Here is a 25,473-nt window from a genome sequence, read left to right as displayed (position 1 = left end):
TGTGTATAAGAGACAGCATAGCAACCGGCAGAAAACACAACCACCGCACCGCATGAAACTAAGTCGGGTTAATTACAAGCCGTTTTTCTCCGAAAACATATAATGTGGCTCAAATTATGTGTTTGGTTTCTGATAGTCTAATATTTCTGGTAGTTCGATGAATTGTCTATTTCGATATGTGTTCGTTGGCTGGTAGATCCGTGAAATGACTCATCGATTATGTGTCCACAATCTGTCTGCTATCTCGAGTCTAATTCGGTCGCCGTACTCGAGTCCGAGTAAATATTTCTGCCGGCCGTAGCGCCGGCTCTACCCCCACGCTATCGTGCGGTTTTCGATCCCGCTTTATCTGTCGCTCGGCCCGATCGCGAGCACACCGCGCTCGCTCTCGAGCCTCTCTCCGTGCTCAGACGTCTTGTTGTGTCAGTGCGACAGAGGAGTTAGGCCGATCGGTTCCGTTACTCAGCGCTTCCTGGTCGCCGCCAGCTCGTCCCGATCGCCGCAGCGCTCCGCGCCTCGAGCACCAAGTGCTCTCGGCTCTCCGCTTCGACTTGGCGAGAACCGTAGCGTCAGGCGCTGTACTGTGTGTTGAGCGTTTCGCGAAAAATTTGGTTTCCCAGCGACGTCGCGATCGCCGTCACCGAGGTCGTTCGCAGCGCTCTGCTCAACCGTCGCTATAACCATATGCTGCTATACAGAAATCAGGGAGTGTCTCGAAAAGCTATTCCTGCGTCAGTGGCCGCGTGACGCCGCTCTCCGGCGTTTCCGCTACAGGACTCGTTCAGCCCAGCAGTCGGGCGAACAGAAACACTCGCTCGTCTGCGGATTGTACAGGTGGCTCTCCGGATCGATCAACGCCGCACACTCCGCGCACAGATCGACGTACTGCTCGGTGCTACTCATCGGTCCGAGTCCTCCGGGAGACAGCCGTCACACACCCAGACGTCCGTGTAGATGCCCAACGCCTCGTCCGATACTTCGACGTACTCACCGGCGTCTGTGGTGCTCTCAGCGTCGCCGCACTGAACGCAGAAATCGCTCATCGGGACCCCTCCTCGAGAGTGGCGATCTCGATGAGCTGGCTGATTGAGTTAGCCATACGCCTCGCCAGCGAATCGAACGCTGGTTAGACCACTCGAGGCGGCCGTGGGACGGCCGTTCGTCCTATTGCGTCTCGAGGATGACCACGCGGATTTCGACGGCTTGGCGCTTGCCGCCGTCCGGCGCGTCCTCAACGCGGTCCTCGCTCGTCAGGCTAATCACTCGGACCGGGTGATCGAGCAGCAGGTCGTTGAACTCGTGGAACGTCTCCGAGTGTCGCAGCGACACACGCCCGCGAATGCGGCCGTTCTTCGAGAGGTTCACGTCGAACGATTCCACACAGCGCGTAGACGCTAAAGCCGATTTCAGGGCCGTTAGCTTCTCGATTTGCTCGTTGTACTCGACCGGATCCAGATTCGACGGTTTGCTGAAACTCATTGGAAGCACCGGGAGGGTTCGTCCCCCCGTACCAATACAGTGTATTTGTAGTATAATAAAACTACTGGAACCCGCAGTACGGCATCCGATTTCCGGATTTCCGCCGAGCGGTAGAGGCCCGGCTCTCGGCTCGAGAATCGGTCGTGAGGGATCGGTAGCTGTCGGCAGGGTTTTCACCCTCGCTCCAGAACGCTCGTCTGGCGACGCCGGCACACCGTTGTATGGAAGCACCGGGAGTTACTTTCGGCGTCGCCATTTCGACAGCCCCAGAGTGGCAACGCCGTAGTGATCGATAGTTTTACAACCCTACAAATACACTGTATTGGTACGGGCAAACGCCCGGTGCTTCCGATGACAGAGACAACAGACAAGACGATCGATATCAAGGTTCAGAAAGCATGACTATCAACTTTAGCAACATCGACGGAAGCGTCCGCAAGTACGCGGAGGCAGCAGAGGAGCACGGCTATCTCGACGAACCCGACCACGAGACCATATCGTGCGGTTGCGGCTACGACGGGCCGCCGGAGGCGATCATTCGATACTCCGAGTGGGACGAGGCCGAGACCGACTCCGACCTCTGGATCTGTGCCGGATGTGGTGACGCATGAGCGACGCAAAGCAAGCGACCGAACCCGAGGCGATCGACTTCGAGAGCGAACTACAGCTCGCGCTCGAGCGAGCGAACGACGACGAGAGTCACGTCGAGCACGACGCCGAAACCATGCACCCGTCGCAGATCGCCGCGTGCAAGCGGCAGGCGTACCTCGGCAAACTCGGACTCAAGGACCACACCGACATTCTCGGAACATTCCAGACCGGCACGCTGATTCACGAGTTCATCGAGGACCACGTTGGCGGCCACGTCGACGCCGAATTTGAGAAAGCGGTCGAACTCGAGCGCGACGGCGTGCGATTCGTCGGTCACACTGACTGCTACGATCCGGCCGCAAACGCCGTCTACGACGTCAAGAGCCGGAACGGGTGGTATCGCTTCGACCCGCCGAAAGACCGGCACCTCGATCAGATGCACGTCTACATGGCCGCGACCGGCGCGGAGTACGGACAAGTCGTCTACGTGAACAAGGGCGACCTCGAAGTTCGGACGTGGCCCGAAGACGGGCTATTCGAGTTCGACCCCGAGCGCTTCGGGGCGATCGTCGCGAAAGCGCAGCAGGTCCGCGACGCGGTCCGGGACCACGGCATCGCCTCGAGCGAGGACGAGGTGCCGTTCGACCGCTGTGGCTGTTTCCTCTGCGATAACGAGACGCTGCAGTTCGGCGACTGACCCCGACCGCTGATTTTCTGTTTTTCGCGTCGCTCGAGAGCGCTATCGGTTAGTCTCCAATAGACTTAATAGCATACAAATACATTGTATGTGTATAGGGAGAGAACTACTCTCCCGGTGCTTCCAATGCAGGACTCAAGCAGAACAGCGATCGACGTAACGCAACTCATGGACACGCCCGACGGGCGGGACGAAATGGGCACCCCAGACTCCGAAATCGCCGAGTGTGCCGAGTGCGGGACGCTACACCGACGCGGTGGCGCACACCGCTGTACCGACGGATGGGTGGGACGATGACGGTCCAACCCGAGACCGACGACGTCGACGCGCTCGAGATTGAACGCGGACAGACGTGGCGGTGCAACGAAGCGCGGGCCGACCCCGACGCCGTGGCCGATCCCCACAGTGACGCCCTGTGGGACGACCACCCGCGCTTTACCGCGCTCGTCGACGACGTCTCGGGCGGCATCGTGACGCTGACCGTCACCCACGGCAACGACCACCCGCGAGCCCCTGACTTCGGCGCGACGGTCGTCAAGTCGACGGTGAAGCTTCGCGAGCGCCCACGCTGGCGGCCCACGGAGGACAGCCGATGAACGCCGACCAGTCCACCCTCGAGACGACGTCCGACCTGACCGGCACCGACGCGCCGGAAATCGGCGTCACGCTCGAGACGCACACCCACCGAGCGCACACCCGATACGCCGGACATGACGAATCGGAAACGATCTGGTACGATCCGCGAGACGGCCGCGAATGCTACAGCCTTCCCGGTGAGATCACGTTCGCCGACTTCGACGACGCGGACGACCGTGTCCTCTCGAGCGTTCAGGTCCACCCCCACCGGCCCGGCGAGGCGATCGACGGCAAGTACGTCGTGATTCGCCACTACGCCTACATTGAGACGCTTCGGCAGTTCCACGCCGGCGAGCACGTCGACTCGGTGAGTCGGATCGGATCGTGCCGCGACAGCGACGCCTTCGACTCACTCGAGGCCGCCCGTGAGTGGTGTTGTGAGCACGTCGCCGGCTACGCCGATGCACCGCGGAAAGACGCCGTCCGTGCTCGAGGTGAACGATGAACCGGCCCCGCGTGTGTACCGTCGTCTCCTGTGGCGCGAGTAAGCAGGACCTCTCGGCCGGCGAAACGGTCCCCGCTCGCGAACTCTACTCGAGTCCGGTTCACACCTGTAAGGATCGCTACGGGCGGCACTCGGACGGCTACTACATCATGAGCGCCGAGTACGGACTGGTGCGACACGACACGGAACTCGCCTACTACGACCGCACACTCGACGCCATGGACGACCTGCAGGTGAAAGCGTGGGCGCGGGAAGTGGCCTGCGACCTCCGGGACGTACTCGCGGATGGGGACTTCGACGCGGTCGTGCTCATCGGGAGCGAGACCTACGTCGGCGCGCTCGAGCCTCATTTCGAGCGTCTGCCGGCCGACGTCCTCACACCGTGGCAGACGTCCGGGTTCGTGACCGGCGTCGGTCGCGGGATGTCCTGGTGCAACGACGAACTCAACTGGCCCGAAAATGTCTCGAGCGCGGACGACATCGGCCGCGTGGTCTCGGAGGGATAGCCCATGCCGAAACCAGCGCTTCCCGCCGACTACGAGCTGTCCCTGTCGATCGACGGCTGGCAGTACGACGCCGACGACTCGTCGAACGGTCACGTCTGGCGGTCGGACGAACACGAGTGTTCGGTCGGCGTCTACGACAACATTGGCAGCATCTCGGTTCGCGTCACCGACGATCGCGTCGACGGCTTCGCGAGTTACGAGGAACTCGAGCGGATCGACTACGATCGCGACCGCCGAGACGGTGTGCTACTCGAGGGGATCGACGCGGCCCGTGGCTGGATGGGCGAGACCGATCCGGCGGCGTGGGCTCACCCCGAAGTGTGCGAGGCAGTGTTCGACGCGCCGGTCGGCTACACGCTCGAGACGTACTATCACGAGAACCGAGAGGCGATCGTCTATTACCGCCGTGAGGGGGCCGACGACGGCGTCGATATCGACGTCCGTGGGTCCGACGGGCCCGAGGGGCTATCCCACGCGAACGCACCGTACCTGTACGTCCACGAGTGGCGCGGCAGCGGGAACGCGACCGTCGCGCTCGCGCCGTGGACCGAGGCTCACGGACCGGGATCGAAGCATCCCGATATCACGCCTGTCGTCGAAACGCCTAGCGAATGCGGGCTCGAGGTTGCGGTTACGATGGCGCGACGGTGGGCACGTGAGTACGCCGATAAGGAGATCGACACCGACGCGAGTGGACAGGCAGCCCTCGAGAGGTGGTCGGCATGACCTGCGATCCATCCGATTGCTTCCGCTGCCCGTGCGGTCGCACCGCGCCGTGTGCCGACTCCGGAGACACCGAACCGGCGACGCCGAACCCTGGCACTGGCCCGTCGGAACCGGGCCTCGGCGATCGGACCGACGGTGAATCCGAATCGTGGGGTTCGCTCGAGGAGGAGACGCCCGAGACAAACGACCCAGACGAGATCCTCCATGACGCCCAGTCTCGGGACTGGGACCAGGCCTTCGCGTTGGTCAGCGGCGGCTACGACTCGGTCGCCGCGGCCTACTACACCTACCACAACGCGCCGTTCGCTCTCGATGGGATCATCCACATCGATACGTCGATCGGGCTGCGAGAGACGACCGACTACGTCGAGACGTTCGCCGACGATCTCGGACTCGAGTTGCACGTGGCAGACGTCCGCCGCGACGAGGACGAGTACGCGACCCGAATCGAAACCTACGGATTTCCCGGCGCGAACGAAACGGCGCGCAAGTGGGAGTGGGTCAACAACAAGGACAAGCCGTTACAGACGCTCCTCTCCCAGTTCGACGGCACGACGCTGTTGATCTCCGGCGCGACTCGAGAGGAAAGCGAGGCCCGATTCGAGAAGGTCAACGCCGACGGGCTCGAGGTCAAGGACGGCCATCTGTACGCCTCGCCGCTAGCTGCGTGGACACCCGCGGACGTACGGGACTACATCGACGACCAGGGCATCCCGCGCTCGGAAGTCGTCGACGAACTCTCTCACAGCGGCGACTGTCTCTGTGGGGCCTACGCCGACCGCTGGTTGGAACTCGACGTGATCCACGACGAGTGGCCGTACATGTGGGCGTACATCCAGTCGCTCGAGGCTCGTGTGATCGACTCGGCCCGCAACGGGAACATGAAGAAGGAATCCTACGAGGACTTCGTCCTCTGGGGCCACGGCTCGACGACCGAGCGGGAATTAGACCAGCGCCTCGGCAACCGAGAGATGACGCTCTGTCAGTCGTGCGAACCCGCAGCGCCCGGGCTCGGATCCGGCGACGCCTATCAGACTCTCACCGAAGCCGCGTTGGGACTGGATGAATCGGAGGTTCCCGACTCGGAAACGGCATTCCGAGACGCGTTCGACTTGACGCAGGCGATCCCCGACAACAGTGACGAACACCCGCTCGACGTCCTCCGGCGTGCGTACGATGCGCTCGACGAGGTCGCCGATCGGCTCGGCTACGAGGGCCACCAGGACCTCGTCGAAGATCGGGCGCTCGAGCCGGCACGGGCCGATGGAGGTGAACAACGGTGACGGTCTACTGTGGGCCGGCCGGTCGACTTCGCGACGCCGATCGGGAACGGGAGATCATCCGCATGGCGCTCGCCGATGCCTGTGGCTTCGAATACTACGCGCCGGACGAACTCGCATACGACGGCGACGGCCCAGATTGGTGGGCTGTGTTCTGGCAGGCAATCGAACGACAGTACGACGAGACGGTTGCAACGGGCCAGCGCTCGCTCGAGGACTTCGCCGCTGCGGGAGGTGCATCGCCGTGAGGCTCTACTACACCGGCGCGTCTCCTGATAACCTCCGGAAGGCCCGCGAGCACGCCCCATCGCACACGCACGGGTTCGGATGGACCCCACAGAAGATGACGCCCCACGACGGCCCGTACTTCGTCGACAACGGCGCATACACCGATTCCTTCGACGCCGAGAAGTGGCTCGAGACGGTCGAACAGTCCTTGCTCGAAATGCCGACGGTACCGGATTTCATCGTCTTACCGGACGTGTACGGCGACGCCGAGGCAACGATCGACCGCCACCGGGAGTGGCTGTACGACCGGCCGCTCCCGCTGCGGTCCGGTGAACTTGCCCGCTACTGGGTGCTCCAGCCCGGCCGGCCGCTCGCAGAACAGTTCGACGCGATCGAAGGCTGTCAAGGCGTCTTCGTCGGTGGTCCGAAACGGTGGAAACGGGCGCACGGCGAGCAAATCGTGGCCGAGGCTCGCGAACGTGACCTCCGGGCTCACGTCGGGAATCCCGGCGGCGCGGACGGGCTCGTATGGGCCTACCGAACCGGGTTCGATAGCTGCGATACGACTACGATTTTCCAGAACGGGTACTGGCACTACCTCGAGAAACTCGAGGAGGCGACCGAGGAAACACACTCGCCCGATCCAGAGCCCGGCGAGGCCGGTAGCGAACAGGCTGCCATCACCGAGTGGTCGGCGTAGCCACGCCGTCTGTCGTCGACAGTTCTAAGTAGTATACCAATACAAAGTATTCGTACGGGAGAATGCTCCCGGTGCTTCCAATGCCAGAGCTAATGACGAAACCGAAACCGACGTACCGGAACGTAGGCACAGTGACGACGAGAGATCAGAACGGTTCGATCGTGATCCCCGTGCAAGACGCGGTCGATCAATCGGGCAACGCCGGTGGGAACGGGATTGTCTTCCACCGCGACTCGCCAAAGGGGCTCACCGGCGAAGTCGTCGACAATCGGCCCGATGGTCGAAGGCACGAGCTGGCCCGCGCGATCAACGAGTTTGGCTCGCGTTCGGTCAAGTCCGTCGCGATTCCACCGGCCGGCCTCGAGCACTTGGATATCGATCGGAGCGATGCCGCCGACGGCGTCGAACTTGATCTGTGGGTGTGTAATGACCCCAACGAGGACCGGGCGCTGATCGCCGTGACGCCGGTCGTCTATCAGGAGATGCAGATTACGACTCCGGAGCGTGATTCCGAATGACCGACCCACGCACACCCGCCGACCGACTCGAGGGGTTCGCTGCCGAAGCGAACAGTCTCGAGAACGTCGACGCCACGAACTACGAGTCAGAGGTCGCGGTCTCGGTCGTCGGTGACGAGTCGGATCTCGTCGCCGATCTCGAGCCGATTTTCGAGACGGCCGTCCGGTATGGGGTGGTCCCCTTCGATGGGAGCGCCGGGTCGAACGTGGCCGATCTCCATTTCAAACCCGCGGACGTGGTCTTCGGAGATGGTGATTCCGAATGAGCCCGACCGTCGATCTCGCCCAGGAGCAAGTCGATACCACCGCTGTCCACCTACAGGAGAGTGGGATCCGAGACGTCGCGGTCCTCGAGACGCTGGCCGATCTCCCCGACCTCGAGTACGGCCGCGGCGAGTTGCCCGACGAGGTCGTGATCGTCTGCCAGAAATGTGACGACGAGATCGGCGACGGCGAGATGATGGGGGCAGCCTTCGGATCGTTCTACCACGACGGTTGCGTCCCGGACGTCTCCGAGGGACCACTCCCGCTCGCGCAGTATCTGGCCGGCGTTACGGACGGGACTCGCGGCCCGGAGGTCAGACGATGAAACAGGAACGGCATATCTGCGACCGGTGTGGGGCGAAACAAGATTGGGAGCTCCCGAGCGCGAGTAGTTGGATGTTCTTCGATCCAGAAGGCGGAATCCACATCTACACCGAGTTCTTCGGGACGCACGACCTGTGTCCCGACTGTGCGCGTGAGTTCGAACAGTGGTTCGTCGAAGGCGCACCGGACGGTACCTTCCACGGACAGGAGCGGTACGATCCGGAAGAATCCACACACCACTGGCCGGACCGGAGTGAGACCAATGAGTGAGTCGTCGATCCAGCCCCTCGAGATGCACCCGCTTCCGACCGATCACGAGACCGCCCGCGACGTTTTCTCGGATCATCCCTCGTTCGACGATCGAGAGGACGTGCCCCATCCCGACGTGCTCCGGTCGACGTACATGACTGTCCTCGCGGAGACACACGCGTGGCGCGTATTCCGCGTCGATCTCTACGGGTTCGGTGGCTGGGTGTTCGTCTGGAACTACCAACGCGGCGACGGGTTCCGCATCCCAAACGGTGAGGGGCAATTCGAGATGCTGGCCGAAGCGTTAGCACAGACGCTCGAAGACTGATCGGTCCGTTTTACTTTCACCGCGGTACGGGAACCCTTATTTGTGATACGTTCCTGTAGCGACATGTGGCACTGCAAGTCACCTGCGTTACGACCGATAGCGGTTCAGACTACGACGACTGCCGCTGTATCGAGACGATCGGCTACGAAGTACTCGGATCAACGACCCAGAAGACGCCCGCTGAGATCCACGACAAGATCAACAGCGGAACCGAGTTCTACGTGAAAGAGAACGGCTCGAAAACCTACCTCGAGGCAGCCGAACGAAACGGGACGAAGTACGTTCGCACAGAGGCCAACGACACGAGCAGGGACAACCTGCTCCAGCAGCCGAGTTGCTGAGCGGCCACCGACTATTCTTCCGGCACGAGCCACACGTCCAGTTCCTCGAGCGCGCCGTCGGCGACGATCAACTCGTCGAACTCGTAGTCGTTCAAGACCCCCAGCGCGGGCTTGCGCAACGTCACCAGATAGTGGGCGTCCGACAGTGCCACAGTCGTGCCGGTGACCGCACAGACAGCGCTCCCGTCGTGATTCGTTCCCCGCCGGGCGACTGTCGAGACCTCCCACTCGGCGTCGCGATCGGGTGGGGGGCGACCACGAAAGCGTGCGGTTCGGGACTGGGACATATCCGACAGTCGGGACTCGAGGGGCGTAGTTCCATCGGCGTGAAAGCCAACGGCCCGGGAAAAGCCGCCTGCCCTGTCTTCCGGCCGGACTGTCAACCGGCCATGATGGTCGTCACTGTCGGCGGGCATATCCCTTGGGGCCGATTGCAGGGCTCGAGGGGTGAGGCTCTCGCAACCATCGATTCCGTTGATTTCGGTGGGCTCGACCAGTCGAGACCCGCGTCTGTCTGGATAACACTTATCCGTAAATTACACAAATAATTGAAATAGGATTCGGGCGGCTCGCATACACGAGCACGCCGGAATCACAGGATACGAGTATGAGTGTTGACCACCGACCGACGGAATCGAGCGGTGTCGAACAGCCCCCGCGGGATGACCCGCTGGCACAACTCGCAGAGGACGAGGTCCTGAAATGCCGGGACCCGGCGACCGGGTGGGTGTGGTTCTACGACGTGCGAAACGGTATCGTCCGCAAGTACCACTGTTTCCACGGCTACGCGCCGGAACTCGTCTCGCGGACCGAGGCCGCCGAGACGATCGCGCGGGCCGGCGACGTGGCGAGGGTTGGGGAGCAACACCTTGCGATGCTCCGGGGGGCGGGCGAATGAGCGCCGAGACGGACCCCGACGGCAGCCTCTATGAGAAATACGAGGTCCGCAAGGACGGCGACCCCGTCGAATCGTGTTTCGTCCTCGAGCCCGAATCGGATTCGGCCGCCCGCGAGGCCCTGATTCGGTACGCCGAGGAAACCGACGACGAACAGTTGGCCGAAGACCTTCGCGAGTGGGTGACGGACCTCTGTACGCGAGGTGAGACCGATGAGTAGCGAGATCGACCGGCCGGAGCGCCGAACCAAACCTGCCCCGAACGGCGACACGATCTACGAGGCCGGCGACTGTCGATTCGTGTCCTCGTCGTCGGGGACCGTCCACGAACGCGCTGCGTGCGACCACGGCGAGTACGACTACGAATATCACCCGAAATGCGGCCAGCGGTTGCCCGCCGGGTCGCTGTGGTCCCATGTCGATGCCGAGAATCCTGCCGAGGCCGTGTTGAAGTACGACCTCGAGCCCTGTGGGAAGTGTCTCGAGAACAGCTACCGGCTGAGTAACTACAGGAGCGCGATCCACAGTTCGCTCGCGTACTCGTCGCCAGCGGACGTGCCCGACGACGTCCTTCGACGGGCAGGTCTCGAGCGGTACATCGACGGGGGTGACGATGAGTAGCAACGATACTGACCGCGCGCCGATTGTCTACCTCCCCGACGGAACCCCGGTCAGAGTTCGACTCATCGGAGCGACATGCGAAGGGGACGTGTCGGGCGAAGGGCACTATGGATACTACCTAGGAGATATAGACGGAGAAGACCCAACGGTCTACTTCGAGGGCGTTCCGTCGGTTGAATGTGTCCACTGCGGCGACGAGGTGGCACAGGCACTAATCGAAGATCATCACGTCAACGAGCACCCGATGAAACGGTGGAATCCGGCGTTCTATCCCGAGGTGTTCGAAGATGACGATCGTTCACTCGAGACGGAGGGCAGTAATGGGTAGTCCCGTCCTTGGCCCCGACGCGACGATGACCGCCCACTGCGAGGACTGTGACTGGGAGTACGAACGCTCACTTGAGGCCGGCGACGGCCTCTCGCCGACAGAGAACCGGGAGATCGCCGAACGCGTCGTGCGCTCGCACGCCTTTCGGTGTGACTCGACGGGCGAGGAGTGGGGCCAAACCGCGACAGTCGAGTTCGATATGACCGGAGGTGCCACCGATGCCCGGTGAGACCTGTCCGACCTGTGGCCTCGAGAAAATCGGTGACCGGTGTCTCACGCGCTGGTGTGACGATCGGCACGCATCCGTCGATCGCGTGTTCGGAGGTGACGACTAACGATGCTGGATATCGTTCCCAACGGGCCGTGTGAGTGCTACGAGTGTGTTGGTTCGGAGTATGTCTACACCGACGACGGCCATCGCTACGTCGCAAACAACGTCAAATATCATACGCTACTCGAGCCCTGCGGGGAGTGTAGCCGCCCGAAAACCGAGTATCGGGACCTCGGACGCAAGGGCTACTTCGTCTGTTGGTGGTGTCGAAAGCGGGCCGCCGAGACGGTCTCGGTCACGCCGGGAGGTGCTGTGTAGATGTCCACCCAACACACGACGACCCACCGCGATCGCGAACGGACTGGCGAGCCGATGGAACGGGTAAGCTTCCGAGCGAGTAAATCACGACTCGAAGCGCTTGACGCCCTCGTCGATGCCGGCGCGTTCCCGAATCGGAGCGCGGCGATCCGGGCGGCTATCGGGCAGCTCGTCACGAGCGAGAATACAGCGGAAACGCGGGGTGATGACGGTGAGTGATACCATCACGGTCCACGTCTGGCAAGGCGATCGTCGCGACAGCTACGACTACCTTCTCGAGCGCGACCCAGACATCTACGAGGTGCCCGTCGCCGAGACCGAGTTCGGGAAAGTATGGGAGGTCGCCGACGACGAGCGCGTGATGCTCTCGGAATCGATCGACCACCACGGAACCTATGCGTTCGATGTGCCCAACCCCGATCGGCCGGCCGATCTGTACGTCCACACGAACGACTCGTATCACGACCCCGAAGACTGGGACGATCCGATCGAGCGCGGGTTGAACTACTGGCGCGAGGATGCCTACGAGCCGTTTCAGACCGAGATTTGGGGCCGGATCATGCTGTGGGTCGATCGGCCCGCGGACGGTGATTTCGATGCCTGAATTCGAGGACTATTTTGTCGAATCCGAAGCCTCCCGCAAGGGCTATCTCTGGAAGTACTACGACAAGCACGGGCGGCCCCAACTGACGTACAACCCGAATACGGTCGCGTTTCTACACGACGTGTTCGGCCACGAGTATACGATTATCAGTGGTTTCGAGCGTGATTCGGCATGACCGACCGATCCAACACCAAGTACGGCGACCAACTCGAAGACCACGAGTGGGACGACTCCGACGGAGAGACCGAACCGGACGCCCTTGAGCGGACGTCGGTCGTCAGCCACACGATTGACGTGATTTATACGATCGATCCCGGCGAAACGGGCGGCTACGGTCGGGAAAAGTACTCGGCGACGATTCGGTACGACGACGAGACCGGCGATCCGTACATCCTATTCGTCGTCAAACACCGCTGGAAGGGGAACTACTGGCGGGACGTGACCGACCTGGATTGGCGGGACGCACCCGGCCCCGTTCGCGAGCAGATTGCGGCCGCCCTGCCGGTCGACGGCCCCGACGCGCTGGATTCGGGGTCACGGTTAATCGACGAGGGTGGCGAGAATCGGTGGGAGAAGTACCACAAGCCCCGCGTCGAAGCGACGAGTGGCGGGGAGATGTGGGGCGTGAGTTCACTGAAAGAGGCACTCGAGCGTGCCGAAGCCGCGGCCGAACAGTTCCCAGAGGGGAGCGACGCTCAAGCCCGTGCCGAGGACTTGGTCGACGAGATTCGGGATGCGATCGAAGAAATCCGGGTGGGCGACAGTGAGTGACCGATCGGGCCCACTCGACGATCTCGAGCGCCCGACGCTGGCCGAGAAGGTCGGACCCTATCGAGGTTACGGCGACACCGAGTTGGCGCTGTCCCTGCTTGCGTTCCACCAGAAGTTCGCCGTCGCGGTCGGTGCACTCGGCTCACCAGCCGATCGGCTGACGTTCGACGTGCGCTGCCGGCCCGCCGATACCGGCGCGAACTACCACTGTCCCGACTGTGACGAACCCGTACGCGGCGTCTCCCGGCCCGGTGACGGCGTGCTGTCCTGTCCGCTCTGTGGCGAGACGCCCAGTGCGCTTGTTCTTGGACGGGGTGTTGACTCGGAATGACCGACCCGAAACCAATCCGCCGCGTTGAAGACATCGCAGGCGGCGTCCGCGTCGTCACGCGCAACCTCTCGGACCTGTACGACTATCGATCGGCCAGCATCCTCGAGCGCGAGTATCCGGGCCTGTTCGTGACGTGTGTCCCCGCGAAGGGTGGTCCCGAGCGAGTCCGAATCGCCAGCGCCGCCCGCTACGGCGACGGTTCCGAGTGGCAGATCCACGGGGCGAACGGAATCTATGCTGAGGTGCCGCTCACCGAGCGCGAGCTGTCCGACGCCGAACGCGCCTACTGCGACGAGCACATGATGTACTCCGGTGTCGAGTCAGTCGTCGAGTTTTCGATGCCCCACCCGGAGGAGATTCGGGCGGCGATCGCCGACCACGACCTCGCACGAGTCCACTGTCTCGAGGCCGTGATCGAAAACCATGACCGCCGTCACGACGTGCTCACTGACTTTCAGGAGCAAATTGAAGACGTGCGCGTGCTGGCGAATCAGTTGCATCCGCGGGAAGGGATTATCACCGACGTCCCGCCAGAGTGCAACCCGGAAAACGACCACAACGACGGGAAGACCCGCGAGCATTTGTATGATATGGCCCGCTCGCGGAAGGATGCCCACAAACACGATTTCGAGTCTGTCGCCGGCTTCGAGTACTGGGCGTTCTGGTACGCGCGATCGCGAGTGCTTGACTGGTACGAACCCGATCTCGAGCCATGGGATATCCTCGGACTCGGCGTCGTCGGCCGTGACGAGTGGACCCACTGTCGGGAGTGTGGCGCGGTCGCACCGGCCGAGACGTTCCTGCATGTCGACCTCGAGCGACGGGACGGTCGGCGGCGGGTCTGTGATCGGTGTGCCGATCGGAAAGCCGGGTACGGCGGGTGCAAGACCTACACTCCGGAGAACGTCGCCGAAGCACGAGATGAACGGGCACAACGCGAGGGCGGCCAGCGAAACCTCAGCGGCGAGTACTGATTCTTTGTTTGGACAGTCAGCATATCGTTTATATCACTGCCGTCCAAACGAGTTTGTATGGCACAACCGGCCAAGATAGCAGTCACGAATCAGAAGGGCGGCGTCGGGAAGTCGACGGTCGCGATCAACGTCGCGGGGGCATTGAATCAGCGCGGTCGAGACGTGCTCTTTGTCGATATCGATCCACAGGGTAACGCCACCGAGGACCTGGGGATGCCCGAGGCCTACGACGATGAGTCGCCAAATCTGTTCGACTGTCTCACCAAGCCCGAGGAACGCGAGCGCGTCACCGAGATCGTGCGCGAGCATGACGAGATGGACGTGATTCCGTCGAACATCGACATGACTGCCGCCGAGCCCGAGTTGACGCTTTCCCGGCGCGGCGGGGAACAACTCGACTTGCTCCTCGAGTACGTCGCCGACGACTACGACTACGTGATCGTTGACTGTCCACCGAACCTCGGGAACCTCACCGACAACGCACTGTACGCGACCCAGAACATCCTCATTCCAGCGCTGGCCGAATCGACGAGTAAGCGCGCCTTCGAGCTGCTGTTCGATCACGTCCACCAACTCGAGTTAGATTATGAGATCGAGATCGACGAGGTCGGCGTCGTCACCAACCGGATCGATGTCCGCAAAAATCAGGCCCAACACATGGTGGAGTGGATCGCCGAAGCGTTCGACGACGTGCCAGTTTGGGAAGTGCGCGAGCGGGCCGACATTCAGTATGCGCTCGAGGCGGGCGTGTCGTTGCTCGAGTACAACGACGAGAACGACATGTGTGACGTGTTCCTGTCGATCGCCGCCGGGTTAGACGAGCGATTCGGATACGCCGATACGGAGGTGCGCGCATGAGCGACGATCGCGCCGCCCGGCTGAGTGAAAAGCGCAATCAGTCGCGCGAAAAGGCACAGTCCCAAGCGTCCAAACCGTCCGAGACGGACAAACCAGAACAGACAGACAAACCAAGCGAGACGGACGAACCGGACGAGAACGACGAGACAAACACCGAGCGCGTGAAAGACGAGCAGGTCGGGACGTACTTCTATCTCCCCGAAGACCAGCGTGATGAACTCCGGTACCGCTACAAGATGCTTAGTGCCGAGTACGAACGGGAGTTCGGCGAAGACCTCGAGAAGAATCGTCACTTCTACCCGCTGTTAGTCGAGTACGGTTTGGACGGTTTGGACAGTGCGGACGCACACGACGTACAAGAAATGCTTGAGGGATTGGACTATTGAGACGTATAAATCGTATTATTTCTGAGTAAGATCGTTTTGAATTCGGTAATAAGCAGATACAGGTCGCTATCACGGGCCAAAGGCGACCGTCGCCGTGACGGCTTCGGTCGGGGACAACATGATTGGCCCGACAGGCCGGCAGACACGACGGTCATGAGTTGCTTTCGACTGTCGTGAAATAGGTATTGTGGCGGCCTTCGGTACCATTCTAAACGGCTGGGAATCGGGTAGAAGTTGATAATCACTGGCCCGAACAAGACAGTGTCGTGTGACCCACGCGACACGCGCCTGACTACCTACCGACACCCTGCGATGATCCAGGCGGCGGGCACGACCCACCCACCTACCGCCCGCCGCCAGACCATCCGCGATTTGATTCTCAAACCACGCGTCACATGCACTCGCTGGCCTGATATTGATATATGAGGTCGGAATAGTCGTGTGTGTCGCGTCACACAGCACGCAGTCGATCGAGTCGGACAGCTCACGTCTCACGAATCGACACCTCGTCTGTCCCGTCGGTGTGGCGGTAGAACGTGAATCCGTAGTCGCCGTCGACCCACCGCCATTCGCTATCGGCGACGCTCGAGCCCGACCCCATACTCGTCTTCTTGACGAATCGCACGCCGTCGATCGTGAACGTCCACGGGAGCTTTTTGCCCGCCGCGAGTTTCTCCGCGAGATTCGGGACCGTGCTGCTCTCGACTTCGATCCGGCCCGTGCCCGCGTACTCGGCGGCGACTTCGCGTTGGGCGTCGGTCAGGCCGGGTTCCATGGCGCGGTCGTACTCGGCGCGGTCGATCTCCCCGTCGCCGTCGACCACGTCGAATAGCGTCTCGAGGGCGTTGCCGAGTGTCGCGCCGTCGATGCTTTCGGACATTACGCAGATGCCTCCGTTGCCTCGAGTCGGTCGTGGTCAACGTCGTAGATCCGAACGTCGACGTTCTCGAGTTCGGTTTTCTTCGCCCGTTCGTAGTCCTCGATATCTTGCTCCATATCGACGGAGCGGACGAACGGCGGCGTGTCGCTACTGGGGACGACGACCTCGTAGTCCCAATTGTACTGTGAACCGCCGACGTGCAGCGTCAGTGTCCCGGTCGGGTTTTCTTCGAGATCGAACGGCGTGCCGAGTATTTTGGTGAGTCCGCGGTCGTCGGCCGCATGAAGTTCGGCACCGCGCAGCCGGTCGATCTCAGCCATGATCGGCAGCCGCTCGCGGAGGTTGCCGTCGGGATCGTACTCGTCGGGCAACCACTCGGGGCTGTCGGAGTCCGTCATTCCGAATCGGCCTCGCTTGCAGGGTCCTTGACGATATTGTACTGTACAGCCCACCCGACCGTACCGTGACACGATGAACACGTTAGTGGGTCGCGGCCGAACTGGGCGTCTTCAGTATTACTGCGGAGAGTGCCACCGCAGGAACAGTCGCCACGCGCTCGGACGCCGACCGTAGCGGGCGCGTCATTAAGTTCGAATTCGAGCCGCTCATACGGCCATTCTTCATCCTCGGTTGCGGGTTCCCCGTCCTCCCCGACTGTCGGTCGGACCGTTGGCCCAATGACCAACCCGCAAGACGAACACCGCATCCGTCCGAATTCCTCGTGATTGGCAGCCTCGAGCGTCTCATCACCACACCGGTGACAGACGCCGCCGAAGGCCATCGTAACCGTCATTTCGCCCATTTCGAGGTCCCGTTCGACCGTTTTGAATTTGTCTTGAGTTTCGCTGTCCTGCATAGTTACACCTCCACGACCTTTTCGAGAGTTCGGAGACATTCGTGTCCGTTACACCGCGGCGCGCCGTGTTCGTCGGTCGTAAAGCCGCCCTCGGATTCGACTTCGCCACACGACGGGCAGTAGCCGACGTATCGACCCTCTTTCCCGCCGGTCACGGTCACGTCGACCGAAGTCTCGGACACGGTCGCGTCGAACTTGACCAGTCCGTCGTACTCGGCATCGATGACAGTCGCGAGCGTGTCGCGGTCGTCGATCGACGCGCCGACCTCGGCCGCAAGTTCGGCATGGAGTCGGTCGTGGCCCGTATCGGTGATTGAAACCCATTCGGGAGAGCGTTTGGTCTGGATCTCACCGCCCTCGGTCACGCGCATGACCGACGACAGTTCGACCGTCGTTCCGTCCGTCAGTCGCTCGGAATTAGCAGCCGACATTACACTCACAGTTACGGACTGGATAAACATATTTGTTGTGGTTAAAGGGATACAGTTATTCTAACGGTATTCTTTTATCACTGGATGCTGTAAACCACACCGTATATGTTGAGCCAAGACACTGCTCCGGGACGAATGACGAGGGCATTGTTGACCGACGGTGAGCGGGATGCGGTGCGTGGCGTAGATGAAATGAATTCGGGGACGGAATCGACGCACCTCTCACGGATTCGCTCTAAAGAAGATCGGCTGCGGGAAGACGCCCGGATACTCCGAGAGAACCGGCCAGAATTGTATGAAACGCTCCGCGAAGCGTTCGTGGAGGAAGAATACGACGAACGGGTAGATCGCCTCGAGCGCGAGTTTTCCGAACTGCGGGAAAGGCTTGAGGAAACCGATGAATAGAGGCACAGAGTACGAGAAGACACGGCAAGCGGTATTGGATCGCGACGACCATACGTGCCAGCGGTGTGGCTGTGGAGACGGTACAGACGTACATCATATAACGCCAAGGGACGAGTTTGAAGACGTATGTCCTCTCGGAACGCCTGCGGGCCGAACCCGTCGCACGCTCCGATCCGCCGACGCTGCGGGCCGCGAGTGGTCCGGCCGGCGAGTACGTGGTCGCCTCTGGCGTCGGGTCGGCGCGGGTCGACAGTGGTGGCGGGAGCGTGGATCTCACTGTCGTCGTCGGTGGGGATGCCACACCGCCCGAGATTCATGTGATGCCCGACGCCGTGCTGGCAAGTGCGGATTCGGACCTGTCTCTCGAGGTGGTCAGAGGCGCGTCGGAAACCGCGGTGCAGTCGAATATCGGTATCGCGGCCCATACCGAAACGGCTCTCTCTGGGGAGCAGGGACTTGTCTGGCGAAACGGCGAGGCCATGCCGACCGACGGCTCGAGTCGCTACGGCGAAGTCCTCGAGCGCGGTGGCGCGTCGTCGTCGGACAGCAAGAAGGTGATTCGGACGTATACGAACGCCGACGGACAGGTCACGGTCGGGATCTCAAATTCGCCCGGGCCGATTCAGCGGGCACGCCACTGGATCGACCACACGCTGCCGTCGCCCGAAGTGCCCTACTGGTTAGGCGGCGTTGTGGTGCCCGTCCTGGGGATCGGCCGGGTGGTACGCGGGTAGGAGAAAGAGCGCCGGTCCGCTATCAGAGGTTTTCTTTATGGAACTCGAGGTTTGAATCGTCCATGACGATCGGATACAATTCGCTCGCTAGATCCATCGCAGCCTTCGGCCGCATATGGGGGAGTGAAATGTAGTCTGAGTCAGAGACGCTCGGAGCGCCCATGTAACCGAAACCAGAGTCGCGAGATTTGTCTTCGTAGCTATCAATCACGCGGTTTGCTTCCTCGATCGCCGCCTCCGTTAGCCGCAGGTGGTCGTGTTCCGAGGCTGCGCTTTCGCCATACGGCATTTGGATCTCGATGTAAGACCACGTTCGGAGTCGAATCTGGCGAACCAATAGTGCCGGTTTCATTTGGTCGTTGAACTGTTCGTATGCGTCGAATCGTTCGTGTTGTGTCGTTACGAACGGGATTTCATGCTCGCGGCCCGATTCGGGAACCGGGTCGTTCCCATCCAGATTGAGAACGATGTTCTCGGCCTCGAGCGTATCCCTTGGTGGCGCGTTCTCGCGGTCGTCGTCCGTTCGCGAGGTCTTTTCGCCCCGCTGTCCGGGCCGAACGGTAAGCGGATCGACGCCCTCGGCCGGCGACTGATATTGGAACACGTCCACATCGTCGCTCAAGTGGCGGTCGCTGTCTTTGAGGTAGAATCCGCGCCGATTGAATACGTGTGGGGAGTGAGCTTTCGGCGCGTCGGCCTCGAGTACGGCGTAGCCACACCGCGTGTAGTCGTCCCGCTGCATTGGGATCGGTCGGGTCCGCGTTCCGGTTTGAAACCAGTGTTCACGGACGTATTCTACCTCAGTCGGGTCGATCTCCCAAACGATCTTCGTTTCGTGTTCAAGTGATTTCGTAGTCATGTGTTATCTCCACTCCGCGAGGTCGCACACGTCCGCCTCGTCGATCGTGATCCATTCGGTCAGTACGCCCGGGGCCATGTCAACCGGCGTGACGCCGAGTTCGTCCGGGCGGTCGTCGTGTTCGACGCGGACGGCCTCGAGCGTGGGTCGGGGCTGGGTGGCGTGCGGCGTCTCGAGATCCGAGCGGTCCACGTAGTCGAAGGGATCGGATTCGGTTTCGGTCATTCCAAGACCTCGCTGGGTTCCTCGTCGCGGAGCACGCCCATCGACGCGCCGCATTTGGTACACTCGCCGAAACTGTCGGTCACGTCCTCGATGAGCGATTCGACCGACTCGGCCTTGCCTTCCGTCTCGAGTTCGTACTGCTGGCAGCCGTTCGGACAGCCCGCAACGACAGTGACGCGCTTTCGGTCCGTTGCGTGACGGTGGTCACTCATTCCGAATCGTCCTCCGCGAGTTCGTCGACGGCCTCGAGCGCCGATTCGAGATTCGCCCGGACGTTTCCCCAGTTCTCGTTGCGCGACTCCGAGACGACTGTCCGAAGGTGATTCGAGAGTCGGTCGTCGTCGATCGTCCGCGGGTCGTACACCTCGTCGTGTGCCTGCCATGCATCCTGTAACTCGCGGAGCCACTTGCGCTGGTTCTCGGTCAGCCCGTGGCGTTCGATCTGTTCCGCGCCGTACGTATCCGGCGTCGCGTACAGGTACTCGTGGCGATTCTTCTCGAGTAGTTGGATCGCCAGGTAGTACACCGGACCGTCGTAAATCTCGTCGAAGCGGTCGGCGTGTTCGCTCGTAATCTCGCGGGGCATTGCCCGCCCGTGGCCGTCGCGACGAGCGGTGATCGCCTGTTCGACTTGGGCGATCGCCCGGTTCGTGTTCGCAAGAGTCTGGCAGAGATCCGAATGGGCCGATTGTAGCGATGCGACCGGGGCGGCGTTCGATTCGATTCCGGCAAGGTGGGTGTTCGCTTTCGACGCTCGCCAGAGCAGGTCAGCGGTACAGCGTTCGGCGTACTCGAGGTCGTCGGTGTCGGTTTCGGTGGTCATGCTTGCTCGTAGCTCATTGGGACCGCGTTCGTCTCCGGGTGGTCGGCGTTGATCGGTGCGTTCACGATTCGGACCGTCTTCGGCGGGTCGTCGGCGTATGCGCTGAAAACCGCGCGTTTCATCGCCGAGACGATATACGTCTCGCCCATCGTCGTGTACCGCTGTTCGTCGTCCTCGCAGCGAAACCACTGGTTGTAGACGTGGTCCTCGTCGTGAACGATGTAGTGGGCCGGACAGCCCGGCAAGACGTACTTGAGTGCGAGCGAGCGGTCCTCGCGAATCTCGTCTAACAGGGCGATCTCGCGGCCCCAGCGAAGGTTCCACTCGTCGGCTGCTATATGGTCGCGGGCACAGCGCGGACAGTAAACTGCGTCATCGCACTCGAGACCTTCGTAGCGCCGGCTCGAGGGCATGAGGACAGTCTGGCCGCAATCCTCGCAGTGGTGCATTCCCTCATGGAGTAGCGGTACGTCGGTTGGGGTGTCGGTGTGCGTACTCATTGGTAGAACCTCTCGGATTCCTCGCGGCGCTGTTCGTCGGTTTCGAGTTGTCGAATCGCTCGCTCAACGTCCGCGTCGTCGGCTTCGATCATGCCCGAACCCTCCGCTCCTCGCGGTCGTCAGCATCGGTTGTAAGATCCAACTCGTCGGGGTCCATCGCCGCGAGTTTGTCTTGGGCCGACTCCTGGTGCAGTCCAAAGCGGTGCAGTCGCTCGGCGACCGTCTCCGAACTGACCTGCCCGTCGCAGGCCGTCTCCGCGATTTCGGTGGTCGAGTAGCCCCGCTCGTCGTAGAGTTCAGCGAGCGTTCGGTAGTCGTCATGCGGTTGCAGGTGGCCCGCCCGTCGCAATCGATCGGCCACCTCCGAGCGCTCGAGGCCGAGGTCGGTCGCGATCTCGAGTGGGAAGTAGCCCCGCTCGTAGAACGTCGCGAGTTCGTCGTCGGTCCACCCATCGTCGCCGGTGAGTTTCACGAGTCGCGTGTCGACATCGTCGTCGGCGTCGAGTTTGTCGGGTCGGCAGCCCTCGGTGTCGGTGTCTTGTGCTGGGAACGCAGCGGTGTGATCGTAAGCCGAAAGCGTCAGTTGGTCGTCGGTACTGTCGGTCGGGGTTGGGTTGCGTGTCGCCATGGGTCGAGTCGTGTACTGGGTGGTCATCGGTCCGATTCTGCCGGAGTAGGGCCGTCGGCGCGGGCGCGGTCCCACGACGGCGCGTCTGCAACCGTCGTGTAGGCCGTTTTTGGGCTGTACTCCCCGCCGAGGCGGATCGACTCACAGACGAGGTCGATCTCTTGCAGGTCGTTCAGACACCGATAGGCCGTCGCGTTCGAACAGCCGAGTGCGTCCTTGAGTTCCGTGGCGGTCACCGGGCCGTCGGCACGCTCGAGGGCGATGTATGCACGGGCGCGATTTGGTTTCACGAACGCCAGCGCGTCGGGGAGGTCGCCGCGGCCGGGGAACTCGTCGGGCGAGACATCAATCATCGCTCTCGATCACCTCCGAGTACTCCGGGACCTCAGCGTCGGGATCGGCCGTGATCCCGCCGCCGAACGTCGATAGGCTCGGCGTCTCGTCGACCAGGAGATGCCGGCACAGCGCCCGTGCGAGATTGACCGGGACTGCGTTGCCGATCTGCTCAGTGACGTCCGTTTTCGTCTCACCCGCGAGGTCGTAGCCTTCGGGGAACCCCTGCGCTTGCTTGAGTTCGTCGGGCTCGAGCATCCGGTAGCGCACGTCGAGTCCGAACGGGAACACCTCCGGCACGCAGAGTCCGAAGCGGAGTTTCTTCGTGACCGTCGGGAGTGGCGCGTCGATATCGGTCACGTCCGAGTTCTTGTAGTACTTCGTCAGGAACGGCGTCGCAAGGCAGGCGGGTGCCGATTTCTGTGCTGTTACCGTCGGCAGAGGTCTCCCGATCGTTCGTGTTCGCGGGCGCTGTGAGTTTGACGCGCTGTACATCGGACAGAGGTACGGCGTCACAAGGTGGCCGTCGTGGTTCGACGCCGTGACCGTGTGCAGCGGCCGCGCGTCGGGTTCGTACAACGCGTTCGAATGCAGGTCCCCACGCGAGCCGTTTCGCGGTTGGATCAGTGGCGTCGGCTCGGCGGCGGCCACCGAAATCGCACCTTTCGTCGCGACGGTCGGGAGCGGCGTGTCGGTCGACGGCGGAACGCCGCCGGACTGTTGGCGAAGGCAGAACGTCTCCGGCGTCGTGAGCGTCGTCCGGCCGTTCGGGATTCGGACCAGGAACGGCGTGTCCACGGCGTCGGCGACGGTGGCCGCGTACTCGACGGGGACGATCGTCTCACGGAGGTCGCGGAGTTCGTCCTTGCCGATCTCGGCGAGGGCGTCGGCCAGCGGCTCGAGTCGGTCACCACAGTGCCGCCGGATGCCCTCAGCGATCCGGGCCATCGTGTTCTTCGCGAGTGGTTGCACGCGCGGGTTCTCGAGGTCTCGCGTCCACAGCGAGTCGCCGAGATCCGACCAGTCGATGATGTCGGCCGCCGTTCGGCGATCGGGCTTGTCGGGATCGGCATCGTCGTGAGTCGGATCAGGCGCGGTCGGGCGGTGATCCTGCGACGCGACGATGAACAGGCGCTTTCGGGACTGGGCCTCGCCGTAGTCGGCAGCGTTCAGGACTGTTCCGTAGTCGTCGTCTTCGTCGTCGAACAGGACCGAGTAGCCGAGTGCCTCGAGCATCCCGATCCAGCGCTGGAAGATCGAGCCGTCGTTGGTCGACTGCCCGTCCTCGATCGGCCCCCAGTCGCGAAACTCGGGGACGTTCTCGAGCATGATGTGGTCGGGCTGGAGGTGTTCAACCCAGTGAAGCACGTGCCAGCCGCTCGCGCGTTTCTGTTCGTTGACGGGCTTGCCGCCGCGTGCTTTGCTGTGGTGAGTACAGGAGGGGCCGCCGACCAGGAGGTCGACCTCGCCCGGTGCGACGACGTCCGGCGGGTGCAGTTCTTCGATCTTCGCGTGGTAGTGCTCGGCCCACGGATGGTTCTGTTCGTGCGTGGCAATCGCCGGTTCCCAGTGGTTGACCGCATGGAGTTCGACGTGTTGCTCGAGCCACCAGTGAACGCGGGTGTGACTCATCGTGATCTCGGTGGGTGTGAGTCCGGTTTCGCGGGCGATCGTCTCCGCGTGCGTGTCGATGATCGCCTTGACGAGTCCCGTCGAGAGTCCGCCAGCGCCCGCGAACAGGTCGACCGCGACGAACGTGTCGGTCATCGCAGTCCACCCCCTGCTTGGGCGGCGTCACGCGCCAGTCGTCGGTTGTCGGTACAGTCGGGGCAGGCGTGAGCGATGTCGTCGTTGTCCCCGAACACACGGGCGAAGCGGGGCGTGACCTGTGCGCCGCAGTTCTGGCAGGTCGGTGCGCTCGCGGACTCGGTGCCGGTCGGCGTCCACTGAGGACGCTCCGAGCGGGTTCGATCATCCTCCGTAGGTGTCTCGAGGTCCGCGTCCTCGGCTTCGGCGAGTTGGGCGGCGACGCGACTCGCGTGGCTGTCGTCAGACGACATTAGGCGAGCACCCCCGTAATCGCCACCCAGTTCCAGGCTCCGGCGGCGAGCCACGGCAGTGCCAGCCCGAGCGGGATGAGCGGTCGGTAGGGGTGTGCGAGCAGCGGGCGGCAGGCCACCCCGACGCCGATCGCGCCGGCTTTCAGCGCGAGTGCTCCGGCGACGCCGTACTCGAGGGCGTCGCGTGCGACAGGGTTGCTCTCGATGAGGCCAGCCTGCAAGCCGATCTGGGTCGTGATGAGGTCCACCGCGATCGCCGCTGCGACGAGGAGCCAACAGGCGGACTCGGGCGTGAGTCGCGGGATCGGAATCTCAATGGTGACGGTTCGGGTCGACATCTACGCGTCACCCCCATTGTTTCGCCCCGATTCGTCGTGATCCTCGCGTTCAGTATCCGTCTCTTGTGATCGGTCAACGAATCTCCGAACACGACACGAGTCATCTTCGCAAGTCCACACACGACCGTGTGTTGGGTCCAGCAGTTGAGACTGTGACTCAGGAACTTCCCACCCACACGATGGACATGAACGCTCAGTACCGCTCGAGGACTGATCGACGCCGCCATCGGTAGCGACGCGGCGTCCGTCAGACGACAGCCCGACATCTTCGGGGTCGTGCTCGGCGGCCAGATGGCTCGAGAACCGTCCGTAATCCTCACCCTGGACTGCATCGCAGTGAGGAATCGGACAGGAAACCATCCGGAGCCACTCTCCCTCGTGCGTCTCACTGTCTACGGTGACGAGATAGCGGTCAGTATCGTCCGAGGATCGAACGTCGCGACCGCCGTCGGTCACGAGCCGTTTTTCCTCAGCGGTCGCCGGTCGGTAGCCGAGTCGTTGCTGGCCGTCGTCCTCGAATCCCCAATCACGCTCGAGGTCGCCCTCGTCGGCGAGATCGCGGAGACGGCCCTTCGCGGTCTCGGGGACGATCGGGAGGTCGGCGGCGACCACTTCGGCTGTGACGCCGCCGGCCGCGAGCGTGTCGCCGTTTGCGTAGCACTCCCTGACGCGCTCGCGGAGTTCGGCGTCGGAGACTTTCTGCGTGTTGTAGTGATTCGGGTGGCGATCCAT

The 25,473-nt window shown here is 62.4% G+C and carries 50 protein-coding genes; 32 read left to right on the top strand and 18 right to left on the bottom strand.

The annotated features are described in order from the left end of the window. Positions 1 to 768 precede the first annotated feature (768 nt). The 3 genes from C487_RS21775 to C487_RS17120 form a co-directional block, all read right to left on the bottom strand. Positions 769 to 903 (bottom strand): hypothetical protein, encoded by a 135-nt coding sequence (locus C487_RS21775; RefSeq protein ID WP_152422535.1) that lies wholly within the window; start codon positions 901 to 903, stop codon positions 769 to 771. Further along, complete coding sequence (locus C487_RS20735) at positions 900 to 1,043, bottom strand: hypothetical protein (protein WP_161605727.1); 144 nt, start codon at positions 1,041 to 1,043, stop codon at positions 900 to 902. Before C487_RS20735 ends, C487_RS21775 begins: the two co-directional genes overlap by 4 nt. A gap of 121 nt (positions 1,044 to 1,164) precedes the next feature. Next, positions 1,165 to 1,380, bottom strand: coding sequence for a hypothetical protein (locus C487_RS17120; protein ID WP_241431103.1), 216 nt, complete (start codon positions 1,378 to 1,380; stop codon positions 1,165 to 1,167). Positions 1,381 to 1,877: 497 nt separating this feature from the next. On the opposite strand from C487_RS17120, the gene C487_RS17115 reads away from it, so the two are divergent. From C487_RS17115 to C487_RS17045, 16 genes are all read left to right on the top strand, one after another. Beyond that, complete coding sequence (locus C487_RS17115) at positions 1,878 to 2,090, top strand: hypothetical protein (protein WP_006187092.1); 213 nt, start codon at positions 1,878 to 1,880, stop codon at positions 2,088 to 2,090. Continuing rightward, positions 2,087 to 2,767, top strand: coding sequence for a PD-(D/E)XK nuclease family protein (locus tag C487_RS17110; RefSeq protein ID WP_006187091.1), 681 nt, complete (start codon positions 2,087 to 2,089; stop codon positions 2,765 to 2,767). The genes C487_RS17115 and C487_RS17110 overlap by 4 nt, the downstream gene beginning before the upstream one ends. Before the next feature lie 126 nt (positions 2,768 to 2,893). Next, on the top strand, positions 2,894 to 3,064 hold the full coding sequence (locus C487_RS20730) for a hypothetical protein (RefSeq protein WP_161605726.1): 171 nt from the start codon (positions 2,894 to 2,896) through the stop codon (positions 3,062 to 3,064). Then, complete coding sequence (locus C487_RS17105) at positions 3,061 to 3,363, top strand: hypothetical protein (protein ID WP_049908239.1); 303 nt, start codon at positions 3,061 to 3,063, stop codon at positions 3,361 to 3,363. Before C487_RS20730 ends, C487_RS17105 begins: the two co-directional genes overlap by 4 nt. Next, complete coding sequence (locus C487_RS17100; RefSeq protein WP_006187089.1) at positions 3,360 to 3,848, top strand: hypothetical protein; 489 nt, start codon at positions 3,360 to 3,362, stop codon at positions 3,846 to 3,848. Before C487_RS17105 ends, C487_RS17100 begins: the two co-directional genes overlap by 4 nt. Beyond that, positions 3,845 to 4,354, top strand: a complete 510-nt coding sequence (locus C487_RS17095) for a DUF6884 domain-containing protein (protein ID WP_006187088.1) — start codon at positions 3,845 to 3,847, stop codon at positions 4,352 to 4,354. Before C487_RS17100 ends, C487_RS17095 begins: the two co-directional genes overlap by 4 nt. 3 nt (positions 4,355 to 4,357) lie before the next feature. Next, positions 4,358 to 5,080: a hypothetical protein gene (locus C487_RS17090; RefSeq protein WP_006187087.1), complete on the top strand. Its 723-nt coding sequence runs from the start codon at positions 4,358 to 4,360 to the stop codon at positions 5,078 to 5,080. Next, positions 5,077 to 6,363 (top strand): phosphoadenosine phosphosulfate reductase family protein, encoded by a 1,287-nt coding sequence (locus tag C487_RS17085; RefSeq protein ID WP_152422534.1) that lies wholly within the window; start codon positions 5,077 to 5,079, stop codon positions 6,361 to 6,363. Before C487_RS17090 ends, C487_RS17085 begins: the two co-directional genes overlap by 4 nt. Beyond that, the gene (locus tag C487_RS17080; protein ID WP_006187085.1) at positions 6,360 to 6,608 is read left to right on the top strand and encodes a hypothetical protein; all 249 of its coding nucleotides are present in this window, start codon (positions 6,360 to 6,362) and stop codon (positions 6,606 to 6,608) included. Before C487_RS17085 ends, C487_RS17080 begins: the two co-directional genes overlap by 4 nt. After that, complete coding sequence (locus tag C487_RS17075; protein ID WP_162831894.1) at positions 6,605 to 7,288, top strand: hypothetical protein; 684 nt, start codon at positions 6,605 to 6,607, stop codon at positions 7,286 to 7,288. The genes C487_RS17080 and C487_RS17075 overlap by 4 nt, the downstream gene beginning before the upstream one ends. A 131-nt stretch (positions 7,289 to 7,419) precedes the next feature. Further along, complete coding sequence (locus tag C487_RS21610) at positions 7,420 to 7,806, top strand: hypothetical protein (RefSeq protein WP_241431102.1); 387 nt, start codon at positions 7,420 to 7,422, stop codon at positions 7,804 to 7,806. Then, on the top strand, positions 7,803 to 8,072 hold the full coding sequence (locus C487_RS17065; RefSeq protein ID WP_006187082.1) for a hypothetical protein: 270 nt from the start codon (positions 7,803 to 7,805) through the stop codon (positions 8,070 to 8,072). The genes C487_RS21610 and C487_RS17065 overlap by 4 nt, the downstream gene beginning before the upstream one ends. Continuing rightward, entirely contained in the window at positions 8,069 to 8,395 is a 327-nt protein-coding gene (locus tag C487_RS17060) for a hypothetical protein (RefSeq protein ID WP_006187081.1), read from the top strand. The genes C487_RS17065 and C487_RS17060 overlap by 4 nt, the downstream gene beginning before the upstream one ends. After that, complete coding sequence (locus C487_RS17055; RefSeq protein ID WP_152422533.1) at positions 8,392 to 8,664, top strand: hypothetical protein; 273 nt, start codon at positions 8,392 to 8,394, stop codon at positions 8,662 to 8,664. Before C487_RS17060 ends, C487_RS17055 begins: the two co-directional genes overlap by 4 nt. Beyond that, positions 8,657 to 8,971 carry a hypothetical protein gene (locus C487_RS17050; protein WP_006187079.1) on the top strand — a complete coding sequence of 105 codons (315 nt, stop codon included), beginning with the start codon at positions 8,657 to 8,659 and terminating at the stop codon, positions 8,969 to 8,971. Before C487_RS17055 ends, C487_RS17050 begins: the two co-directional genes overlap by 8 nt. 65 nt (positions 8,972 to 9,036) lie before the next feature. After that, the gene (locus C487_RS17045; RefSeq protein ID WP_006187078.1) at positions 9,037 to 9,312 is read left to right on the top strand and encodes a DUF3892 domain-containing protein; all 276 of its coding nucleotides are present in this window, start codon (positions 9,037 to 9,039) and stop codon (positions 9,310 to 9,312) included. A gap of 11 nt (positions 9,313 to 9,323) precedes the next feature. On the opposite strand, the gene C487_RS17040 is transcribed toward C487_RS17045, so the two are convergent. Beyond that, a complete protein-coding gene (locus C487_RS17040) occupies positions 9,324 to 9,599 on the bottom strand; it encodes a hypothetical protein (RefSeq protein ID WP_006187077.1) in 276 nt (91 codons plus the stop codon). Positions 9,600 to 9,919: 320 nt separating this feature from the next. On the opposite strand from C487_RS17040, the gene C487_RS17035 reads away from it, so the two are divergent. From C487_RS17035 to C487_RS16970, 14 genes are all read left to right on the top strand, one after another. After that, a complete protein-coding gene (locus C487_RS17035; RefSeq protein ID WP_006187076.1) occupies positions 9,920 to 10,210 on the top strand; it encodes a hypothetical protein in 291 nt (96 codons plus the stop codon). Beyond that, positions 10,207 to 10,428 carry a hypothetical protein gene (locus C487_RS17030; RefSeq protein WP_006187075.1) on the top strand — a complete coding sequence of 74 codons (222 nt, stop codon included), beginning with the start codon at positions 10,207 to 10,209 and terminating at the stop codon, positions 10,426 to 10,428. The genes C487_RS17035 and C487_RS17030 overlap by 4 nt, the downstream gene beginning before the upstream one ends. Beyond that, positions 10,421 to 10,828, top strand: a complete 408-nt coding sequence (locus tag C487_RS17025) for a hypothetical protein (protein WP_006187074.1) — start codon at positions 10,421 to 10,423, stop codon at positions 10,826 to 10,828. Before C487_RS17030 ends, C487_RS17025 begins: the two co-directional genes overlap by 8 nt. Then, complete coding sequence (locus C487_RS17020; RefSeq protein ID WP_006187073.1) at positions 10,821 to 11,156, top strand: hypothetical protein; 336 nt, start codon at positions 10,821 to 10,823, stop codon at positions 11,154 to 11,156. Before C487_RS17025 ends, C487_RS17020 begins: the two co-directional genes overlap by 8 nt. After that, the gene (locus C487_RS17015; protein ID WP_006187072.1) at positions 11,149 to 11,385 is read left to right on the top strand and encodes a hypothetical protein; all 237 of its coding nucleotides are present in this window, start codon (positions 11,149 to 11,151) and stop codon (positions 11,383 to 11,385) included. The genes C487_RS17020 and C487_RS17015 overlap by 8 nt, the downstream gene beginning before the upstream one ends. Positions 11,386 to 11,493: 108 nt before the next feature. Beyond that, positions 11,494 to 11,745: a hypothetical protein gene (locus C487_RS17010; RefSeq protein ID WP_006187071.1), complete on the top strand. Its 252-nt coding sequence runs from the start codon at positions 11,494 to 11,496 to the stop codon at positions 11,743 to 11,745. Then, complete coding sequence (locus C487_RS17005; protein ID WP_006187070.1) at positions 11,746 to 11,964, top strand: ribbon-helix-helix domain-containing protein; 219 nt, start codon at positions 11,746 to 11,748, stop codon at positions 11,962 to 11,964. Continuing rightward, the gene (locus C487_RS17000) at positions 11,951 to 12,349 is read left to right on the top strand and encodes a hypothetical protein (RefSeq protein ID WP_006187069.1); all 399 of its coding nucleotides are present in this window, start codon (positions 11,951 to 11,953) and stop codon (positions 12,347 to 12,349) included. Before C487_RS17005 ends, C487_RS17000 begins: the two co-directional genes overlap by 14 nt. After that, positions 12,342 to 12,524 (top strand): hypothetical protein, encoded by a 183-nt coding sequence (locus C487_RS16995; protein ID WP_006187068.1) that lies wholly within the window; start codon positions 12,342 to 12,344, stop codon positions 12,522 to 12,524. The genes C487_RS17000 and C487_RS16995 overlap by 8 nt, the downstream gene beginning before the upstream one ends. Continuing rightward, positions 12,521 to 13,120, top strand: a complete 600-nt coding sequence (locus C487_RS16990) for a hypothetical protein (RefSeq protein WP_006187067.1) — start codon at positions 12,521 to 12,523, stop codon at positions 13,118 to 13,120. The genes C487_RS16995 and C487_RS16990 overlap by 4 nt, the downstream gene beginning before the upstream one ends. Beyond that, entirely contained in the window at positions 13,113 to 13,451 is a 339-nt protein-coding gene (locus C487_RS16985) for a hypothetical protein (RefSeq protein WP_006187066.1), read from the top strand. The genes C487_RS16990 and C487_RS16985 overlap by 8 nt, the downstream gene beginning before the upstream one ends. Next, a complete protein-coding gene (locus C487_RS16980) occupies positions 13,448 to 14,425 on the top strand; it encodes a hypothetical protein (RefSeq protein ID WP_006187065.1) in 978 nt (325 codons plus the stop codon). Before C487_RS16985 ends, C487_RS16980 begins: the two co-directional genes overlap by 4 nt. A gap of 57 nt (positions 14,426 to 14,482) precedes the next feature. Then, positions 14,483 to 15,283 (top strand): ParA family protein, encoded by an 801-nt coding sequence (locus tag C487_RS16975; protein ID WP_006187064.1) that lies wholly within the window; start codon positions 14,483 to 14,485, stop codon positions 15,281 to 15,283. Then, positions 15,280 to 15,669, top strand: coding sequence for a hypothetical protein (locus C487_RS16970; RefSeq protein WP_006187063.1), 390 nt, complete (start codon positions 15,280 to 15,282; stop codon positions 15,667 to 15,669). Before C487_RS16975 ends, C487_RS16970 begins: the two co-directional genes overlap by 4 nt. 484 nt (positions 15,670 to 16,153) lie before the next feature. On the opposite strand, the gene C487_RS16965 is transcribed toward C487_RS16970, so the two are convergent. From C487_RS16965 to C487_RS16950, 3 genes are all read right to left on the bottom strand, one after another. Continuing rightward, a complete protein-coding gene (locus C487_RS16965) occupies positions 16,154 to 16,549 on the bottom strand; it encodes an EF-hand domain-containing protein (RefSeq protein ID WP_006187062.1) in 396 nt (131 codons plus the stop codon). Next, entirely contained in the window at positions 16,549 to 16,947 is a 399-nt protein-coding gene (locus C487_RS16960) for a hypothetical protein (protein ID WP_006187061.1), read from the bottom strand. Before C487_RS16960 ends, C487_RS16965 begins: the two co-directional genes overlap by 1 nt. Before the next feature lie 460 nt (positions 16,948 to 17,407). After that, positions 17,408 to 17,836, bottom strand: a complete 429-nt coding sequence (locus tag C487_RS16950; RefSeq protein WP_006187059.1) for a hypothetical protein — start codon at positions 17,834 to 17,836, stop codon at positions 17,408 to 17,410. A 150-nt stretch (positions 17,837 to 17,986) separates the two neighbouring features. Between C487_RS16950 and C487_RS20850 the strand changes: the two genes are divergently transcribed. Then, a complete protein-coding gene (locus C487_RS20850) occupies positions 17,987 to 18,241 on the top strand; it encodes a hypothetical protein (RefSeq protein WP_152422531.1) in 255 nt (84 codons plus the stop codon). Positions 18,242 to 18,357: 116 nt separating this feature from the next. Then, on the top strand, positions 18,358 to 18,975 hold the full coding sequence (locus tag C487_RS16940) for a hypothetical protein (protein ID WP_006187056.1): 618 nt from the start codon (positions 18,358 to 18,360) through the stop codon (positions 18,973 to 18,975). Between the two features lie 22 nt (positions 18,976 to 18,997). Here the strand turns inward: C487_RS16940 and C487_RS16935 are convergent, their stop codons facing one another. The 11 genes from C487_RS16935 to C487_RS16885 all read right to left on the bottom strand — a co-directional run bounded on the left by C487_RS16935 (position 18,998) and on the right by C487_RS16885 (position 25,473). After that, positions 18,998 to 19,834, bottom strand: a complete 837-nt coding sequence (locus C487_RS16935) for a DUF6009 family protein (RefSeq protein WP_006187055.1) — start codon at positions 19,832 to 19,834, stop codon at positions 18,998 to 19,000. 3 nt (positions 19,835 to 19,837) lie between these two features. Next, positions 19,838 to 20,059, bottom strand: a complete 222-nt coding sequence (locus tag C487_RS16930; RefSeq protein ID WP_006187054.1) for a DUF7511 domain-containing protein — start codon at positions 20,057 to 20,059, stop codon at positions 19,838 to 19,840. After that, on the bottom strand, positions 20,056 to 20,271 hold the full coding sequence (locus tag C487_RS16925) for a hypothetical protein (protein ID WP_006187053.1): 216 nt from the start codon (positions 20,269 to 20,271) through the stop codon (positions 20,056 to 20,058). The genes C487_RS16930 and C487_RS16925 overlap by 4 nt, the downstream gene beginning before the upstream one ends. Next, positions 20,268 to 20,882 (bottom strand): hypothetical protein, encoded by a 615-nt coding sequence (locus C487_RS16920; protein WP_006187052.1) that lies wholly within the window; start codon positions 20,880 to 20,882, stop codon positions 20,268 to 20,270. Before C487_RS16920 ends, C487_RS16925 begins: the two co-directional genes overlap by 4 nt. Next, positions 20,879 to 21,382 (bottom strand): hypothetical protein, encoded by a 504-nt coding sequence (locus tag C487_RS16915; protein WP_152422530.1) that lies wholly within the window; start codon positions 21,380 to 21,382, stop codon positions 20,879 to 20,881. Before C487_RS16915 ends, C487_RS16920 begins: the two co-directional genes overlap by 4 nt. 88 nt (positions 21,383 to 21,470) lie before the next feature. Next, positions 21,471 to 22,010 (bottom strand): hypothetical protein, encoded by a 540-nt coding sequence (locus tag C487_RS16910; protein ID WP_193787935.1) that lies wholly within the window; start codon positions 22,008 to 22,010, stop codon positions 21,471 to 21,473. A 23-nt stretch (positions 22,011 to 22,033) separates the two neighbouring features. Further along, on the bottom strand, positions 22,034 to 22,363 hold the full coding sequence (locus tag C487_RS16905; RefSeq protein WP_006187049.1) for a helix-turn-helix domain-containing protein: 330 nt from the start codon (positions 22,361 to 22,363) through the stop codon (positions 22,034 to 22,036). Beyond that, a complete protein-coding gene (locus C487_RS16900; RefSeq protein ID WP_006187047.1) occupies positions 22,356 to 24,110 on the bottom strand; it encodes a DNA cytosine methyltransferase in 1,755 nt (584 codons plus the stop codon). The genes C487_RS16905 and C487_RS16900 overlap by 8 nt, the downstream gene beginning before the upstream one ends. Then, complete coding sequence (locus C487_RS22100; RefSeq protein WP_006187046.1) at positions 24,107 to 24,403, bottom strand: DUF7563 family protein; 297 nt, start codon at positions 24,401 to 24,403, stop codon at positions 24,107 to 24,109. Before C487_RS22100 ends, C487_RS16900 begins: the two co-directional genes overlap by 4 nt. Beyond that, complete coding sequence (locus C487_RS16890) at positions 24,403 to 24,741, bottom strand: DUF5658 family protein (RefSeq protein WP_006187045.1); 339 nt, start codon at positions 24,739 to 24,741, stop codon at positions 24,403 to 24,405. The genes C487_RS22100 and C487_RS16890 overlap by 1 nt, the downstream gene beginning before the upstream one ends. Then, positions 24,742 to 25,473: a hypothetical protein gene (locus C487_RS16885; RefSeq protein ID WP_006187044.1), complete on the bottom strand. Its 732-nt coding sequence runs from the start codon at positions 25,471 to 25,473 to the stop codon at positions 24,742 to 24,744. It lies immediately after the preceding gene.

The organism is Natrinema pallidum DSM 3751 (genome assembly GCF_000337615.1).
Classification (GTDB): Archaea; Halobacteriota; Halobacteria; order Halobacteriales; family Natrialbaceae; genus Natrinema; species Natrinema pallidum.
The sequence above is the reverse complement of the archived record's forward strand: the minus strand, read 5'-3'. Positions and strand labels throughout refer to the sequence as shown.